This is a genomic window from Chryseobacterium sp. UNC8MFCol, assembly GCF_000482305.1.
Lineage (GTDB): Bacteria > Bacteroidota > Bacteroidia > Flavobacteriales > Weeksellaceae > Chryseobacterium > Chryseobacterium indologenes.
On sequence record NZ_AXUZ01000015.1, the window covers coordinates 170,585 to 185,998 of the forward strand.

The 15,414-nt window shown below is 37.6% G+C and carries 19 protein-coding genes; 7 read left to right on the forward strand and 12 right to left on the reverse strand.

The window, feature by feature from the left end:
- Positions 1-2: 2 nt before the first annotated feature.
- The 6 genes from M030_RS0110115 to M030_RS0110140 form a co-directional block, all read right to left on the reverse strand.
- Positions 3-527: a hypothetical protein gene (locus tag M030_RS0110115; protein ID WP_027373397.1), complete on the reverse strand. Its 525-nt coding sequence runs from the start codon at positions 525-527 to the stop codon at positions 3-5.
- Between the two features lie 120 nt (positions 528-647).
- Complete coding sequence (locus M030_RS0110120; protein WP_027373398.1) at positions 648-1,109, reverse strand: hypothetical protein; 462 nt, start codon at positions 1,107-1,109, stop codon at positions 648-650.
- A 30-nt stretch (positions 1,110-1,139) separates the two neighbouring features.
- Positions 1,140-1,550, reverse strand: a complete 411-nt coding sequence (locus tag M030_RS0110125; RefSeq protein ID WP_027373399.1) for a VOC family protein — start codon at positions 1,548-1,550, stop codon at positions 1,140-1,142.
- Positions 1,551-1,653: 103 nt separating this feature from the next.
- The gene (locus M030_RS0110130; RefSeq protein ID WP_027373400.1) at positions 1,654-2,067 is read right to left on the reverse strand and encodes a VOC family protein; all 414 of its coding nucleotides are present in this window, start codon (positions 2,065-2,067) and stop codon (positions 1,654-1,656) included.
- A gap of 78 nt (positions 2,068-2,145) precedes the next feature.
- Positions 2,146-2,736 carry a Crp/Fnr family transcriptional regulator gene (locus M030_RS0110135; protein WP_051585000.1) on the reverse strand — a complete coding sequence of 197 codons (591 nt, stop codon included), beginning with the start codon at positions 2,734-2,736 and terminating at the stop codon, positions 2,146-2,148.
- A 203-nt stretch (positions 2,737-2,939) separates the two neighbouring features.
- Positions 2,940-4,151, reverse strand: a complete 1,212-nt coding sequence (locus M030_RS0110140) for a DUF763 domain-containing protein (RefSeq protein ID WP_027373402.1) — start codon at positions 4,149-4,151, stop codon at positions 2,940-2,942.
- Between the two features lie 137 nt (positions 4,152-4,288).
- On the opposite strand from M030_RS0110140, the gene M030_RS0110145 reads away from it, so the two are divergent.
- Positions 4,289-4,870, forward strand: a complete 582-nt coding sequence (locus M030_RS0110145) for a peroxiredoxin family protein (protein ID WP_027373403.1) — start codon at positions 4,289-4,291, stop codon at positions 4,868-4,870.
- 10 nt (positions 4,871-4,880) lie between these two features.
- Here the strand turns inward: M030_RS0110145 and M030_RS0110150 are convergent, their stop codons facing one another.
- From M030_RS0110150 to tpx, 5 genes are all read right to left on the reverse strand, one after another.
- Complete coding sequence (locus tag M030_RS0110150) at positions 4,881-5,285, reverse strand: glyoxalase superfamily protein (protein ID WP_027373404.1); 405 nt, start codon at positions 5,283-5,285, stop codon at positions 4,881-4,883.
- 14 nt (positions 5,286-5,299) lie between these two features.
- Complete coding sequence (locus M030_RS0110155; protein WP_027373405.1) at positions 5,300-5,647, reverse strand: VOC family protein; 348 nt, start codon at positions 5,645-5,647, stop codon at positions 5,300-5,302.
- A gap of 86 nt (positions 5,648-5,733) precedes the next feature.
- Positions 5,734-6,423, reverse strand: a complete 690-nt coding sequence (locus M030_RS0110160; protein ID WP_027373406.1) for an alpha/beta hydrolase — start codon at positions 6,421-6,423, stop codon at positions 5,734-5,736.
- A gap of 117 nt (positions 6,424-6,540) precedes the next feature.
- Positions 6,541-7,113 carry a Crp/Fnr family transcriptional regulator gene (locus tag M030_RS0110165; protein ID WP_074941814.1) on the reverse strand — a complete coding sequence of 191 codons (573 nt, stop codon included), beginning with the start codon at positions 7,111-7,113 and terminating at the stop codon, positions 6,541-6,543.
- Between the two features lie 81 nt (positions 7,114-7,194).
- The gene (gene tpx / locus M030_RS0110170) at positions 7,195-7,695 is read right to left on the reverse strand and encodes a thiol peroxidase (RefSeq protein ID WP_027373408.1); all 501 of its coding nucleotides are present in this window, start codon (positions 7,693-7,695) and stop codon (positions 7,195-7,197) included.
- A gap of 327 nt (positions 7,696-8,022) precedes the next feature.
- Between tpx and M030_RS0110175 the strand changes: the two genes are divergently transcribed.
- Both M030_RS0110175 and M030_RS0110180 read left to right on the forward strand, forming a co-directional pair.
- Entirely contained in the window at positions 8,023-10,242 is a 2,220-nt protein-coding gene (locus M030_RS0110175; protein WP_027373409.1) for an NADP-dependent isocitrate dehydrogenase, read from the forward strand.
- A 7-nt stretch (positions 10,243-10,249) separates the two neighbouring features.
- On the forward strand, positions 10,250-11,551 hold the full coding sequence (locus tag M030_RS0110180) for a hypothetical protein (RefSeq protein WP_151457980.1): 1,302 nt from the start codon (positions 10,250-10,252) through the stop codon (positions 11,549-11,551).
- 38 nt (positions 11,552-11,589) lie between these two features.
- Here M030_RS0110180 and M030_RS25275 read toward each other — a convergent pair whose 3' ends face one another.
- Positions 11,590-11,775 carry a winged helix-turn-helix transcriptional regulator gene (locus tag M030_RS25275; RefSeq protein WP_081806321.1) on the reverse strand — a complete coding sequence of 62 codons (186 nt, stop codon included), beginning with the start codon at positions 11,773-11,775 and terminating at the stop codon, positions 11,590-11,592.
- A gap of 177 nt (positions 11,776-11,952) precedes the next feature.
- Between M030_RS25275 and M030_RS0110190 the strand changes: the two genes are divergently transcribed.
- From M030_RS0110190 to M030_RS0110205, 4 genes are all read left to right on the forward strand, one after another.
- Positions 11,953-12,933, forward strand: a complete 981-nt coding sequence (locus tag M030_RS0110190; RefSeq protein WP_027373411.1) for a heme-binding domain-containing protein — start codon at positions 11,953-11,955, stop codon at positions 12,931-12,933.
- Positions 12,930-13,370, forward strand: coding sequence for a hypothetical protein (locus M030_RS0110195; RefSeq protein WP_027373412.1), 441 nt, complete (start codon positions 12,930-12,932; stop codon positions 13,368-13,370). Before M030_RS0110190 ends, M030_RS0110195 begins: the two co-directional genes overlap by 4 nt.
- 162 nt (positions 13,371-13,532) lie before the next feature.
- The gene (locus M030_RS0110200; RefSeq protein ID WP_034722409.1) at positions 13,533-14,552 is read left to right on the forward strand and encodes a sensor histidine kinase; all 1,020 of its coding nucleotides are present in this window, start codon (positions 13,533-13,535) and stop codon (positions 14,550-14,552) included.
- The gene (locus tag M030_RS0110205) at positions 14,533-15,294 is read left to right on the forward strand and encodes a LytR/AlgR family response regulator transcription factor (RefSeq protein ID WP_027373414.1); all 762 of its coding nucleotides are present in this window, start codon (positions 14,533-14,535) and stop codon (positions 15,292-15,294) included. The genes M030_RS0110200 and M030_RS0110205 overlap by 20 nt, the downstream gene beginning before the upstream one ends.
- The last annotated feature ends 120 nt before the right edge of the window (positions 15,295-15,414 follow it).

Below are 15,414 nucleotides of genomic sequence, written 5' to 3' on the forward strand. Positions count from 1 at the left end.
ACTTAATATTTGATATTTTCATCAACATCATACTTCATTCCCGGATAATCTAAAACCCTGCGCATCAGACCTATTTGCCCGCTGAGATAATCTTCACGGCCAATGCACATTCCGATAAAATTGAGTTTTGTTTCTTTGATAAAAGGAACATTCATTCCTATTTCAAATATTTCTTCCAGTTCTTCGTCGGTAACTTCAAGTAATTTCTGAAATATTTTAGGAGATATATCATGAAAGTTTTTTTTAAGTTCTTCCAGGCTCGGATATGGGATGCTTTCATCTAATGCTCTTCCCATAAAAAACAGATCATTATTAGGATCCTGCTCCTGCAGACCAAGCACTCCGCCTAATCCGTAGCGCATATTGACAAAGTTTCCGGCCATCCAGACAATGTGATTGGTTTTATTTTCAATTCTTTTCAATGCATCTTCTTCGGAAATTCCGTCCAACACATTGATAAAACTTTGGGTATGCATTCTGTAAGCCGGAATAACCAGCTCTACTTTTGTTGATTTTGGTGTGTCCACTTTCTGTGATTTTTATAGATTAGATAATGGCAGCCTGCATCTTTAAACAGTAGTTTGCAGATGAGACCATGTTTTATATCGTGACGAATGCACGATTTTTTTTCTTTGTCTTTTGCATATTTATTTTATCGCTCCGGATTTCCCCAGAAGTCTTCGAATGTAACCAAGCTGTCCGCTATGGTAATTTTCATGAAAACAAAGGGTTGCAAGATCTTTAATTTGATCCGGATTAAATTTTTCAATACTATTGAATTTTGCATCCAGTTTATCCTGAGACTGTTTCAGGTAAGATTTTAATTCTTCAAAATTCAGAAATTCATCTTTCCTGTCCACAGCGAGAACTCCTCTGTTATAAAACGAAAACTTTTCATTCTCCCAAACCGGCTGATCTCCCAGTACATTTAATAATCCGTTTCTTACATAAAGTAAATGACCTAACACCCAATTCATACAATTGGCCTCACCATTAGGAAAAATCATGGATTCATCGTGAGTAATGCCTTCTATATTCATAAAAACCACTTGGGTCGTTATAGATGCCTGATTTTTCACTAATTCTATATCGTTTGATTGTGTTTCCATTTGAAAGATATTACAGGTGATTGTATTAAATTATTCTGTAGGTAACTGAGACATATCTGCAAACATGACTTCCCACTGATGGCCATCAATATCTGCAAAAGCACTTTGATACATCCATCCGTGATCAGTAGCTTCGCTGTATGTTGACCCTCCGTTTTCTACTGCAGTTTTTACCATTTGGTCGACTTCATCACGATGATCAACCCCGATTGCAAGAAGTACCTGCGTTGTATCACCTTTTGCATATGGCCTGTTGGTGAATGTCTGGAAAAATTCTTCTTTCAGGAACATCGTGTAAATATGATCTTCCTTCATCACTATACATACGGCTTTTTCATCAGAAAACTGTTCATTGACAGAAAAGCCTAACTTCGTCCAGAATGCTCTGGTTTTTTGTACGTCTTTTACAGGTAAATTGACATAAATCTGGTTAATTTTCATATTATATTTATTTTGGTGTTAAACTTTGAAACAAAATTATGAAGAGGAATTAAAAATATACTTGTCATACGGCAAGATTCGTTTCCTTCGCCTGATTGATGGTCTAAGGTTGTGCCGGCATTTGAGACAGATCTGCAAAAGTTATGTTCCAGCCATGCCCGTCCGGATCCCAAAAAGAATTTTGATACATCCAACCGAAATCTTCCGGCTCTTCATGCTGATAAGCTCCGTTTTCCAGAGCAGTATTCACGACATGATCTACTTCTTCCCTGCTACTGAGTCCTATGGAAACCAGCACCTGGGAAGTATTAGCCGGTGCTAAAGGTCTGTCGATAAAAGTTTGAAAATAGTCTTCTAAAAGGAACATGACATAGATGCTATCTTCATTCATCATAACACAGACAGCTTTATCATCCGAAAATTGTTCGTTAACAGGAAAACCCAGCTTTGTCCAGAATGCCCTGGTTTTCTGAACATCTTTCACCGGAAAGTTCACGTAAATTTGATTCGCTTTCATTTCGTAATTTTTTTAGTGTTAATCTTTTATCCAAAATTACCAAGGTGCAATGAAAGCCTACTTGCCATAAGGCAAGATTTAATTTTTCTTGGGATGGGAAACCAATTCTTTGCGGATACGGCTCAAAGATGTATCGGTAACTCCCAGATAGGAGGCGATTTGCTTTAAAGGAGCAAACTGTATCACTTTAGATTTCTGTTCCAGTAGATTGAGATATCTTCTGGTAGCAGAAAGGGTAAACATTTCCACAGATCGTTGTTTGTATTCAAAGAGTTCTTTAGACATCCATGCTCTTCCCCATTCTCTGAGATTCGGTATTTTATGAAACAACTCCTGAAAAGTTTCAAAATCTAGTTTCCAGCATTCACAATCTGTAATACAAACAATATTTTCCTGGGAAGGCACTCTCTGAAAAAGGGATAAGACTTCTATAATAATCTCATTATCTGCAAAAAAATGAGTGGTAACTTCGTTTCCGTTAAAATCATTGACATAGGAGCGGGCAAGCCCTTTTTCAAGGATGTAGTATGCGTTGGAAGTTTTCCCTTCTTCAAGTATAATGTCACCTTTCTGGAAAAATACTTTTTCATGGGCCTGAAATATTTCATCCAGTTCTTCCTTCATGAAAAATGGGAAATCATAACAGATTTCGAGGGCTTGATTGGTCATTGTGATGATGTTTTTTTAAGTCTTTAAAAGTAAAATTTTTAATTGAATTAAGTGTAAAAAATTTAAACAAATCAATTAAAAAAGCTAATAAAACAACTTTATCAACCTACTATCAGACAGTTTCCGCCAATAAAATCAATTTAAACAAAAAAATAAAACCTTATCAAACCTGTGATTTTTCCGGTCTTTTAAGAAAATTTTTTTTAAAATAAAGACAGCTGTATAGATTGTGGTGACTTAGGTTTCTGAGCATCTCCAAAAACAGTTTTACCTCCAAATCGCCATGAATTGTGCCTTTCCTCCTCAATAACTTCCTGAATGTCGAAGTCAGGAGTAAAGTCTTTTTCTGTAGCAGCTACTATCTGATGAAGTTTGTTGAGTGTATTCAGCTTATCAGAGTTTCCGAGCTTGGATTTTTCTATTCCTTTTCGAAGAATTGTAATGCTCTCATCGTAGGTATTGACAGGTACCGGAAAAGGATGTCCGTCTTTTCCTCCGTGAGCAAAAGAGAATCTGGCCGGATCTTTAAATCTTGACGGGGCTCCGTGAATCACTTCACTCACCAAAGCCAGCGACTGCATTGTTCTCGGGCCTACGCCTTCCAACATCAGCAAATCTTCAAAATTCTGAGGCTGCTGCTCGCGGGTTACGTACAGGAGAGCTCCCAAACGCTTCAAATCAACATCTGAAGCGCGCACATCATGATGATCAGGGAGAATAAGTCTCGAAAAATCGCTCATGACTTCTGCTGAATCTGTGTGGGAGATATCCAGAATTCCTTTTCTATTTTCAGAAGCTTCAGTATCGGTAAGGTTAAGAATTTTCCCTCTTGAAAATCCGTTAATCCCGGTATGAGGCTCTTCAATGAATGATTTTATATTTTCAGAATGCCAGTGATAACGTCTTGCTGTACCGTCAGACTCATGCATTCCCTGCTGAATCACGCTCCAGCTTCCGTTATCAGACAATACAAAATTGTGCAGATACAATTGATAACCATCCTGAATTGCGGTATTATCGACTTTTGCGGAAAGCTTACTGGCCCTCACCAGCTCCGTTCCGTTCAATCCTGTTTTATCGGCGATACGAATTAATTCTGCAGGGGTTTCTCTTGAAAATTTTCCTTTTCCGCCGCAGATATAAAGTCCCAGCGATTGTGAGTTGGGATTAATGGAACGTTTTAAAGCACCCATTACGGAAGTCGTTATGCCAGAAGAATGCCAGTCCATTCCCATTACCGCCCCAAAACTCTGGAACCAAAACGGATCTGCCAGCCGGCGAAGAACTTCATCTTTACCATAATCCATCAGAATAACTTCAACAATAGACAAACCAAGTACAGACATGCGTTCATACAGCCAAGGCGGTACTTTGCCATAATGAAGGGGTAAATCTGCGGTTCCTGAACGTTTCATTTCTGAGGTAAAAAGCAAAGTTAGTTTTAAAATTTTAAAGCGTTCATGATTTGGGTCAACTTTAACTTCGCCCGGGTCGGAATGAAAAATTGGAAATGTTCTATTTTTATATGATTTTTGCCTGACAATAACCATGTATGAAAAAAATATTATTATTCCTGAGCTTTTCTTTATTAGCCATTTCCTGTCACAACAAGAAAGAGGAATCTTCTGCTAACAAGATAGATGCCATGCGAAAAGAATGGCTGAAAAACAGGCTTGATTTCTTTTCAGGAGCTACACCTGCCTATTTTTCAGCAAAAACAATTAACGGTAAGACATTCAATTCAAAAGATTTTAAAGGGAAAAATCTCATGATCTTTATCTACAGTAAAACATTTCTGAAAAAAAATCCTCAGGCCAGTTATAATATGATGGACGACTGTAATGGACTTTACACCAGCTATAAAGATAATGTAGGTTTTATCGGCATCCTTGAAGGAATGATAGATCGAGAAATAGACCTTCAGCCGATTTTGAAAGATGCCCTTTTTGAGTTTGATCAAATCGACAATACAAAATCTCCGCATAAGCAGGAACAACTGAAATATAATATCTATTGTACTCCCGCTAAAATCCTGATTGATTCGCGCGGAAAAGTAATTCATTCCAGCTGTGGTGGTGCTGCAGATGAGGAGCTCATTCGTAAATTAGACAGTATTAAGGGAGGCCAGAAATAATTATCTCAACTCATTCATGGGAATGAAGCTTTAGAGCACTGTGTTTCTCTGTATCAAATTTTTCGTTGAAAATAATTTTATTACCAAAAGGATCATGTACGGTGAAAGAGATAGCATCATAGAAAGCTTTTTCAAGACCCGGTCGATTGTATTTGTAGTTTTTATCAATAAGTTCTTTATGATAGTCGGAAACACCTTCTCCCCAGATGAAAACACTGCTTCCCGGGCTTGCATCCCCGTGGTGCTCGCTCAGATGAAGGACAAGATTATTCTTTTTTACTTCCATGTAAACAGGAGTATTTTCATCAAAATGATGCTCCCAGACGATTTCGAAACCTAACCAATCTATGTAAAACTCAAGGGTTTTCTGATAATCGAAAATTCGAAGAACGGGAATTACTTGTTCTGCTTTCATACCGTAGTCTGTTTTTATTTGTGAGATAATATATTAATCAGTTTCCCGAAGGGATCTTTCACAAAGAACCTGCGTACGCCCCAATCTTCGTCTGTGATGTCGTATATGATTTTAAAACCTGCATTTTTCATCATTTCATGCATTTCCTCTACATTATCCACTTCAATGGAAAGGTCGGGCACCTCTGTACCATTACCACCCTGAGCAGCAAAACTGATCTGGACCTTCGACTCTTCTTCACTCCCCAGAGTTTTAATCCATCCATGATCCATCACAATCTCCAGGCCTAAAATCTCATGATAAAAAAGGTGAGCTTTGGAGAGGTCATCAGCTTTTATATTGGCTACGATTCTTTTAACCATTCTGTATCTATTTAAATTAATAAAAAGCCTTGTGAAATTACACAAAATTCCACAAGGCCCGGTACCTATTTGTATATTTCTGAGAGCTAGAGCGAAGACGCCGCTTCCAGAATAAGTTCTGTAACTTCTTTTGGATGTGAGGCCAATGAAGCATGTCCTGCATCTAAAGTAATAATTTTCTTTGGCTGAAGCCGTTCCGCCATTTCTTTTTCTGTTTCCGCAGGAATCATCCGGTCATTTGATGACACCTGATACCAGCTTGGCTTCGTCTTCCAGGCCGGCTCACCAGCTTCGTCTCCAAAACATTGTCCGTGGATAGGTTTTTGCGAAAGTGCCATTACCAGTGCTTTTTCATCATCCAGATCCTGGCAGAAGGCAGATTGAAATTCGTTATATTTAATCCATAAAAACCCTTTACTATCAGGATAAATACTGGCACCTCCCGGAGATTCCCGTCTTCCTAAAAGTGCTCCTAAGCTGTCTCCGGCGTCCGGTGCAAAAGCTGCAATATAAACCAATCCTGCTACCTTATCATGGTTCCCTGCCCCGGAAATAACGGCTCCTCCATAGGAATGCCCTACCAAAAGGACTTTTCCGTCCTGAGCATCAATAAGGTCTTTGGTTTTATTGATATCATCCTGTAATGATGTCAGTGGATTTTGAACGCTTCGTACTTTATATCCCGCTTTTACCAGGGATGGAATTACATATTGCCAGTGAGAGCCATCGCCCCATGCTCCGTGTACCAAAATAATGGTCAGATCTTTTTGTTCCATAATGCTAAGTATTAAAATTTGATGATCATAAAGCTACAACGTTATGCATCTGCTGACGTTAACTTAAGTTAATTAAGACAAAATGAGCTTACAATTTGTGGTACCTGTTGTATACAACTAATTCACAATTCTCCCTCTGATGCGGCTTAGTGATTGTTCCGTCACTCCAAGATAGCTCGCAATATGTTTCTGGGCTATTTTCTGGAAAAGGAGCGGTTGTTTCCTGACAAGATGTACATATCTGTTTTCCGGAGAAAGGCATAACAGGTCATCAATTCTTTTTTTTGCGTCCAGATAGATTTTTTCACTCATGATCCGCCCAAATTTCTGCCAATAGGCTTCTTTCTCATAAAGTGACTGTAAGTGATCTTTGCTCAACAGTAAAATTTCACAGTTTTCCAGGGCCTGGATGTTCATGTTGGATACGGTATCGCAGAGGATACTTTCATAATCTGTAAAAAATTCATTTTCAAAATAGAATCCGAAATTGATTTCCCGTCCCTGATCATTAATGTAGAAGCATCTGATCGTTCCTTTCTTAATAAATCCCAGATATTTGCACTTTTCACCCTGCCTGATAAAAAATTCAGATTTTAAAAGCCGGGTATCTTTCAATAAGGCATAAAACTCATCAAAATGCTCCTGATCTACCTGAAACAATTCTCCAAATTTTCTGTAGTTATCTGACATAATTTTAATTTGTGTTTTCTAAAAATAAGAAAAGCCTTGCAAAAAATTACTTTTGCAAGGCTTTTTAACAAAATTATTTTATTACTTTAATGCTGCAAGGGCTGCCTCATAGTTTGGTTCGTTGGCAATTTCTGAAACCTGCTCAGTATAGACTACTTTATTATTTTCATCGGCAACGATTACCGCGCGGCTTAGCAAGCCTTTCAACGGAGAATCAGTAATGGTTACTTCATAATCGTCTCCGAAACTGCTTCTGAAATCTGAAAGAGTTTCAACATTATTTAACCCTTCAGCGGCGCAGAATCTTCCCAATGCAAAAGGAAGGTCTTTTGAAACATTGATTACTACTGTATTTTCAAGGTTTGAGGCTTCTTCGTTGAATTTTCTGCTGGAGGCTGCACAAGTAGGAGTATCAATACTTGGGAAAATATTGAATACTTTTTTCTTTCCTTCAAAATTTTCCAATGTTTTTACATTTAATCCTGAATCTACCAAAGCAAAATCTTTGATAGTTGATCCAACTGATGGTAATGCTCCTATAGTGTGCACTTCGTTTCCTTTTAAAGTGATTGTCGTTGACATAATATTTATTTTTTTAGTTTTTCAAATGTAGTTAAAAAACAATTTTTTTCCGAGCATTTCAAGGTTAAATTAATCTTAAAGTAAAAATGACGGATTTTTATCTGAGAATCAGTTTTTAAAATATTTTTTAAGCCGACACGATCTGCTCTCAAAAAACCAGAAGGCTGAATTTATCATGACCTTTAAAACGAACGGAAACTGCATCATGATCTAAATATAAAAGGAAAGACGCAGCAGCCTCTTTTTTTTATGGAAATATCCCAAATAAAACAATGATATTTAGTAAATTTGTGGAACTTAAAATTTCAAATAAAAAACAACAGTATAATGTCAGACAAATCAAAAATCTATTACACACTTACTGATGAAGCACCAATGTTGGCGACTCACTCATTTTTACCTATTGTAAAAGCTTTTACTAAATCGGCAAATATTGAGATTGCAGTTCCCGATATTTCTTTGGCAGGAAGAATTTTAGCCAACTTCCCTGAATTCTTAACAGATGATCAGAAAATTGGTGATGCTTTATCAGAACTAGGACAACTGGCTACTCAACCTGACGCTAATATTATCAAATTACCAAACATTTCAGCTTCTGTACCTCAATTGGATGCGGCTATTGCTGAATTACAGGCAAAAGGTTTTGCGGTTCCGAATTATCCTGCAGAACCTAAAAATGATGACGAAAAAGCAATCAAGGCTAAATATGCTAAGGTATTGGGAAGTGCTGTAAACCCTGTATTAAGAGAAGGAAACTCTGACAGACGTGCTCCAAAGGCTGTTAAAAACTATGCTAAAGCAAACCCTCACAGAATGGGTGACTGGGCATCTGACAGCAAAACTGACGTGGCCCACATGAACAATGGTGATTTCTACGGAACAGAAACTTCAACAACGTTGGAAAATGCTACAAAATACAGAATCGTATTCAAAGGGAATGACGGTTCTGAATCTGTATTAAAAGACTTCGCAGGTCTTCAGGCTGGCGAAGTGATCGATTCTTCCGTAATGAACTTGAATGCACTGAAAGCATTCGTTCAGGAAGCTATTGAAGAAGCTAAGAAAAGAAATGTACTTCTTTCCGCTCACCTTAAAGCTACAATGATGAAAATCTCTGATCCGATTATTTTCGGAGCTATCGTTGAGACTTTCTTCAAAGAAGTATTCACTAAATATGCTGAGACTTTCAGGTCTTTAGATATCAACCCAAACAACGGTCTTGCTGATCTTTTTGAAAAAATCAAAGGAAATGCTCAGGAAGCTGACATCAAAGCTGATATTGAAAAAGCTCTTGCTGAAGGACCAAGAGTGGCGATGGTAAATTCTGACAAAGGAATTACCAACTTCCACGTACCTTCTGATATTATCGTTGACGCATCTATGGCTGCTCTTGTAAGAGGCGGAGGTAAAATGTGGAACAAAGACGGAAACGAAGAAGATACCGTTTGTATTATCCCGGACCGTTCTTATGCTGGGTTCTACCAGTCTGTAATCGACGATATGAAAGCCCACGGTAAACTGGACCCTACGACGATGGGATCTGTTCCGAACGTTGGATTAATGGCTCAGAAAGCTGAAGAATATGGTTCTCATGACAAAACTTTCCAGTTATCAGCTGACGGAACTGTAGAAGTGCAGGATGAAGCAGGAAATGTTCTTCTTTCTCAAAAAGTAGAAAAGGATGATATCTTCAGAATGTGTCAGACTAAAGACGCTCCTATTCAGGACTGGGTAAAATTAGCGGTAAACAGATCAAGACTATCTGATACTCCTGCTATCTTCTGGTTAGATAAAGGAAGAGCTCACGACAGAGAAATCATTAAAAAAGTAGAAAAATACCTTGCTGATCACGATACAACAGGTCTTGACATCAGAATTCTTGATGTAAAAGATGCGATGACTGAAACGTTGAAAAGAGCGAGAGAAGGCAAAGATACAATCTCTGTTTCCGGAAACGTATTGAGAGATTACTTAACTGACCTTTTCCCAATCCTTGAGCTGGGTACTTCTGCAAAAATGCTTTCTATCGTTCCGTTAATGAATGGTGGCGGTTTATTTGAAACAGGTGCCGGAGGTTCTGCTCCAAAACACGTTGAGCAATTCCTGGAAGAAGGATACTTAAGATGGGATTCTTTAGGAGAATTCCTGGCGCTTCAGGCTTCTTTAGAACATCTTGCCCAAACTCAGAACAATACAAAATCTCAGGTGTTGGCTGATGCGTTGGATGAAGCGAACGCTAAATTCTTAGCTACGGATAAATCACCGGCAAGAAAAGTAGGACAAATCGATAACAGAGGTTCTCACTTCTATTTAGCAATGTACTGGGCTGAGGCTTTGGCTAACCAGACTGCAGATGCAGAACTGGCTGCTCAATTTGCTCCGATTGCACAGGCAATGCAGGAAAATGAGGAAGTAATCAATGCTGAATTAATCGGTGCTCAAGGTAAACCTCAGAACATTGACGGTTACTACAAAACTGATACTTACAAAACATACGAAGCAATGAGACCAAGTACTGTTTTAAATGAAATTATTGACGGAATCTAAGATTTTTATGAAAAAAGCTCTAATCGTATTATTTGCTTACTTCTCAATTTTTTCATGTAGCAGTTCAAATGATGATATTACGGAGGTGGTAACACCTCCTGTTGTAGAAAATAAGATCAATCTAACTTCAAATTATAATGATACTACTGAAACGGTAAGCTTAAAATGGACACTTACCGGGGATAATATTTATAAGTACTATAAAATTGTAAGAAGTGACTCTCCAAATGGAATGCAGTCAGAAATTAGTAATAGTAGTCCAAATCAGTTTATGTTCACTTCAACTGTCCCATTTGGCCCTTATTTAGAATATCAGATCATCGGTATTAAGGCTAATGGTGAAGAGGTTCAAAGTAACGTTATAAAAATTGAAAGACCTGAGATTAAAATGCTTAATCTTAAGACTTTTGATGCTCAATTTGATAAAAATTCCGGAAAACTATATCTTTTAGATACAGACGGAAAAATTACTCTTTATGATGTGAATACAGGTTCAGTTACCCACCAGGTTAGTACTAATGCTACCTTAGGTTATTCTGATCTTGGGATTTATAATGGTAATGTAGAATTATATGTTCCCAGAAATGATGGTTGGGTAGATATTTATGATGGTAACGACTTGACATTAAAAGATCAGATAAACTTCGGAATGCCTCTTATAAGCACTATTTATCACAATGGTAAGCTGTATGGCTCTCCGAACTCCAACAGTTATAATAGTTCCAACGTTATTAAATCAATTGACAGAACGACTAAAGCTATAGTTTCTCAATCACCTAGCCTTTATTATTATACTGGAAGGATGAAAAAAGCTGTAGTGGGGACTTCTGTACAATTATATACCATAACACAGAATATTTCACCTGTAGATATGAATCTTTATACTTTTGATCTTAACGGTAATTATATCAGCCATCAAAGTGATTCTTATCATGGAGACCATCCTCTTAATTACAGAATATTTGAAGCATTTCCTGATGGAAGAACCATTACTGCAAGTTCTGGCTCAGTATATAATTCGGAAATGATTTACCAGAATGATTTACCTGCCGGAAACTCCAAGCTTTCAAGTTTTGATTTTGATAGCAACAGTATTATTGCAGGAAGTATGAGTAAGACAATTGAATTTTATAACATCAATTCTTATACAAAAATCAAGACAATCAATACAAAGAAATATCCTTATAAAGTATTTAACTACAATAACAAGGTAGTTTGTGTCAGTTCAGTTACTCAACTTAATTTTCAAAATTATGATTATTCGGGTACAATTCCTGAAAGTGTAGTAATCGAAATTTTTGACAAATAATTGTAAACCTCTCCTTAGTGAGAGGTTTTTTATTAGTATTATTTCCGATCCTCCACAATCACTCTTCTGTGTTCTCTGCCCCAATGGATCATTTCGGAGATGATCTTTCCAAATGTTCTGCAATATTCAGTGGGTTCATATTCGATGAGAACAGGAGTATCGGGATAAACAGTTCTTTTGACGAGTTTATTCAGTTCCATATCTTTTAATTCTTTGGAAAGCATTATTGATGGTGGTATTACTTTATAAAACCATTATTTCCACTATCTACCGGTATTCTTTTTTGAATTTTCAGCGGATAAAATTCCTGATTGACCTTGTAAATTGTCCGGTTTACCCTTTTTCACATTTCATTTAGCTCTAACGCAGTCTACTTTTGAGCAAGAAAATAAAAACTCATTATGAATACTGCAAAGAAAAAAAGAAACCCCATCGCCATAGTCTTTCTGGCTATATTAGGGGTTTTCGGAGGGCTGCAGCTCTTCAGCAGGCCTCTCGAAGGCAAACCTGTTACCGGAAAAATAGAAGCTCCCAAGGAAGTTATTTCCATTCTTGAAAAATCATGTTTCAACTGTCATTCCAATCAGCAGGATTTGAGTTGGTATGACCGGCTCGCTCCTATTTCGTGGGCAGTGAACAAGGATGTTCACAGAGCAAGGGAAGTTCTTAACTTTTCGGAATGGGACAAACTCTCTCCGGCTGATCACAAAGGAAAAATGTACGCGATTTTAAATATGATGCAAAGTGGTAAAATGCCCCTTCATGAATACACGGTTCTTCATCCGTCTTCCAACATAACAGCTAAGGATGTTGCAGTGATCAAAAAATACACGCTGTCATTAGCGGGTACTCCATCAGCAAAACCAAAAAATACAGTGGCAGAAGCCATCGCAACTATACCTGCAACTTCCCACTCCAAATTTCCGGTTTCTCCCAATGGTGTTGAATATACAGATGATTTTAAAAACTGGAAAGTCATCAGCATGAGTACATTCTTCGACAACTCGATCCGGGTTATTTATGGTAATGACATTGCTGCAAAGGCTGTTGAAACAGAAAACTTTCACCCATGGCCGGACGGAAGTATTGTCGTCAAATCAGTATGGAAACAACAGGAACTTCCGGATGGGGAAATCAGGGCCGGAGAATTTGTTAATGCCCAGTTTATGGTTAAAGATTCAAAAAAATATACCGATACCGAAGGCTGGGGATTTGCCAAGTTTTCAGGAAATGATCTCCATCCGACAGGAAAGTCCGCAGCATTTGCCAGAGAATCGTGCATTGCATGCCACCGGCAACTGGCAGAGAAGACAGGCTATCTGTTTGACGTTCCTATGAAAGTAAATACCCAAAGATTAATTCAAAACCTACAGAAAAAATGAAAAGTATCTTATTCATCCTTTTCGCAAGTTGCATCTCACTGGTGTCCTGCGACAAAGAATATCCTAATGATAATGGCTTGGCAAGAGTTGTTTTTGATCCGGGAAATCTGAAATTTATTTCCACCTCTATGAATCCAAAGAAAGGGACAATGTCTGCTCTTTATGGAAATCAGGCAGCGTTGGAATCTCTTTCAAAAGAAGAGATGAAACCGGAACCCGGAAGCGTGATGAAACTGGTTATCTGGCGTTATCATGACAATCCCCAGTATTTTGGAGGAACAATAAACGGAGAATTGCTCAGTGTGGAAACGGTTCTTACAGACCAGCAAGGAAATATTTCCTATGATGTTAAAAATAATCAGGGCAATAAAGCGGTTCAGGCCCAGACAGAGCGGATTCATTATTTTATGAGTTATCGCCCAGTCAAAAGACCATAACTCCAAGGAGCTCTGAGGTCATATTTCTGCAAAGGAGTCAGAACACAAACAAAAATAGCTTTAAACAGGCTGATATCGGGAATAAAATATTTTCTATTTATCATAATATTTTATTTATTATTTCAATAAAAACATTAATTTAACTTCTTCAAATCAATAATTTTGATACAACAACAAAAAATAAAAATATCACAGGCAGTTATCTGGATAAGTTCTGTTTTCCTAGGAATCTTATCATCAGTACCTCAACTTGCCTCCCATGAGTTCAACTGGAAAGAAGCCATTGTGAATTCCGTACTCACTGCAGTATTTTCTGTCATCATGTGGTATCTCAATATTTACATGCTGAATAAAACAGCCGGCAAACGCAACCAGCACATCTCGTATTCAAAACTGATGATTATCCTCGCTTTCGGAATGGTAATTATGTTTGGGCTGGCATGGATTCAGCAACTGATTCTTTCTCATATCAATTTCGGACCTGTAATGCTGATGGTAGAAGTACGGGGAATCCTGATTAACCTTGTGTGTTATATGTTTTTAACCTTATTGCAAAACAATTACACCGGACAGCAGGTACAGTTGGAACTGGAAAAAGTAAAAAGCGACAATCTGGGCGCCCAATATGAACTTCTGAAACAGCAGATCAACCCACATTTTCTTTTCAACAGCCTGAATACCTTAAAACTGATGGCAGAAACCAATGACACGGAAACCGTTGATTTTATTGTCAAACTTTCAGACTTTTATCGTTTTACTCTTGAGAGCAGAAAGCTGGATCTCATCAGCGTCCGCGAAGAAATGATGATTGTAGATTCCTATCTTTTTCTGCAAAAAGCCCGTTTTGGAGATGGAATCACTTTCACCAATGAACTGGATTCAAAAACAGATTGTACGCTTGTACCGCCATTTACACTTCAGCTTCTGGTTGAAAACTGCATCAAACACAATGTAGTTTCTCAAAGTAAACCTTTGCACATCAAAATATACAATACCGACGATGTTCTTATTGTCGAAAACCCCATTCAGCGAAAAATGGCCGTTGAAGATTCCTTAGGAGTGGGACTTGACAATATTACAATGCGTTACAAGCATTTATTGGAACAGGATATCAGTATCCATTCAGACGAAAAAATTTTCCAGATAAAACTCCCATTAATTCATGAATATCATCATCATTGAGGACGAATTCCGAGCAGCAAAATCTCTCCAGAATTTAGTCTTAGACTTAAGGCCCGACTCCCGGATCCTGGGGGTCTACGACAGTATCGAAGCCAGTATTGATGCTTTATCAAAGGACATGAAGCCCGATCTTATTTTTATGGATATCCATCTTTCCGACGGACTTTCATTTGAAATTTTTAAAGCAATTGAGATCACCTGCCCGGTAGTTTTCTGTACCGCATTTGATCAGTATATGCTGGATGCTTTCAAAAGTAAAGGGGTCGATTATGTATTAAAACCTTTTTCACGTGAAGACATCGCCGAAGCTTTAAAAAAGGTTGATGAGCTCAAAAAATTCTTTCAAAAGAATGAACTTCCCGATCTGGAATCATTGCTTCAAAAAATCAATCAACCGGAAGGTAAGAGTAATTTTCTTGTTTTTAAAAATCAAAAATATTCGACGATTCCTACAGAGAGCATAGCCTATTTCTATATTCATAATGAAATAACGCATCTGGTTACTTTTGCGAAAGAGCAGTTTCAACTTACCCAACCGTTGGGACAGATTGCAGAACAGGTTTCGAATAAACAATTCTTCAGAGTCAACAGGCAGTATCTTGTTAATTTTAAAGCCATCAAGGAAATGGAACATTATTTCCAACGTAAAATCCTTGTGAAACTCGTTATAGAAACACCTGAAAAACTGTTGATCAATAAAGAGAAAACGCATAGTTTCTTTACGTGGCTGGAGGCGCGATAGGTGAAATAATTGATAATTGATAATTGATAATTGATAATTGATAATTGATAATTGATAATTGATAATTGATAATTGATAATTGATTGTATAAATTTTACAATGAGAAATATTTCAGGGAAG

Coding starts and splice junctions, on each gene's coding strand:
- M030_RS0110120 (WP_027373398.1), bottom strand. CDS start 1,109: ATGGAAACACAATCAAACGATATAGAATTAGTGAAAAATCAGGCATCT.
- M030_RS0110125 (WP_027373399.1), bottom strand. CDS start 1,550: ATGAAAATTAACCAGATTTATGTCAATTTACCTGTAAAAGACGTACAA.
- M030_RS0110130 (WP_027373400.1), bottom strand. CDS start 2,067: ATGAAAGCGAATCAAATTTACGTGAACTTTCCGGTGAAAGATGTTCAG.
- M030_RS0110135 (WP_051585000.1), bottom strand. CDS start 2,736: ATGACCAATCAAGCCCTCGAAATCTGTTATGATTTCCCATTTTTCATG.
- M030_RS0110140 (WP_027373402.1), bottom strand. CDS start 4,151: ATGAAACGTTCAGGAACCGCAGATTTACCCCTTCATTATGGCAAAGTA.
- M030_RS0110145 (WP_027373403.1), top strand. CDS start 4,289: ATGAAAAAAATATTATTATTCCTGAGCTTTTCTTTATTAGCCATTTCC.
- M030_RS0110150 (WP_027373404.1), bottom strand. CDS start 5,285: ATGAAAGCAGAACAAGTAATTCCCGTTCTTCGAATTTTCGATTATCAG.
- M030_RS0110155 (WP_027373405.1), bottom strand. CDS start 5,647: ATGGTTAAAAGAATCGTAGCCAATATAAAAGCTGATGACCTCTCCAAA.
- M030_RS0110160 (WP_027373406.1), bottom strand. CDS start 6,423: ATGGAACAAAAAGATCTGACCATTATTTTGGTACACGGAGCATGGGGC.
- M030_RS0110165 (WP_074941814.1), bottom strand. CDS start 7,113: ATGTCAGATAACTACAGAAAATTTGGAGAATTGTTTCAGGTAGATCAG.
- tpx (WP_027373408.1), bottom strand. CDS start 7,695: ATGTCAACGACAATCACTTTAAAAGGAAACGAAGTGCACACTATAGGA.
- M030_RS0110175 (WP_027373409.1), top strand. CDS start 8,023: ATGTCAGACAAATCAAAAATCTATTACACACTTACTGATGAAGCACCA.
- M030_RS0110180 (WP_151457980.1), top strand. CDS start 10,250: ATGAAAAAAGCTCTAATCGTATTATTTGCTTACTTCTCAATTTTTTCA.
- M030_RS25275 (WP_081806321.1), bottom strand. CDS start 11,775: ATGCTTTCCAAAGAATTAAAAGATATGGAACTGAATAAACTCGTCAAA.
- M030_RS0110190 (WP_027373411.1), top strand. CDS start 11,953: ATGAATACTGCAAAGAAAAAAAGAAACCCCATCGCCATAGTCTTTCTG.
- M030_RS0110195 (WP_027373412.1), top strand. CDS start 12,930: ATGAAAAGTATCTTATTCATCCTTTTCGCAAGTTGCATCTCACTGGTG.
- M030_RS0110205 (WP_027373414.1), top strand. CDS start 14,533: ATGAATATCATCATCATTGAGGACGAATTCCGAGCAGCAAAATCTCTC.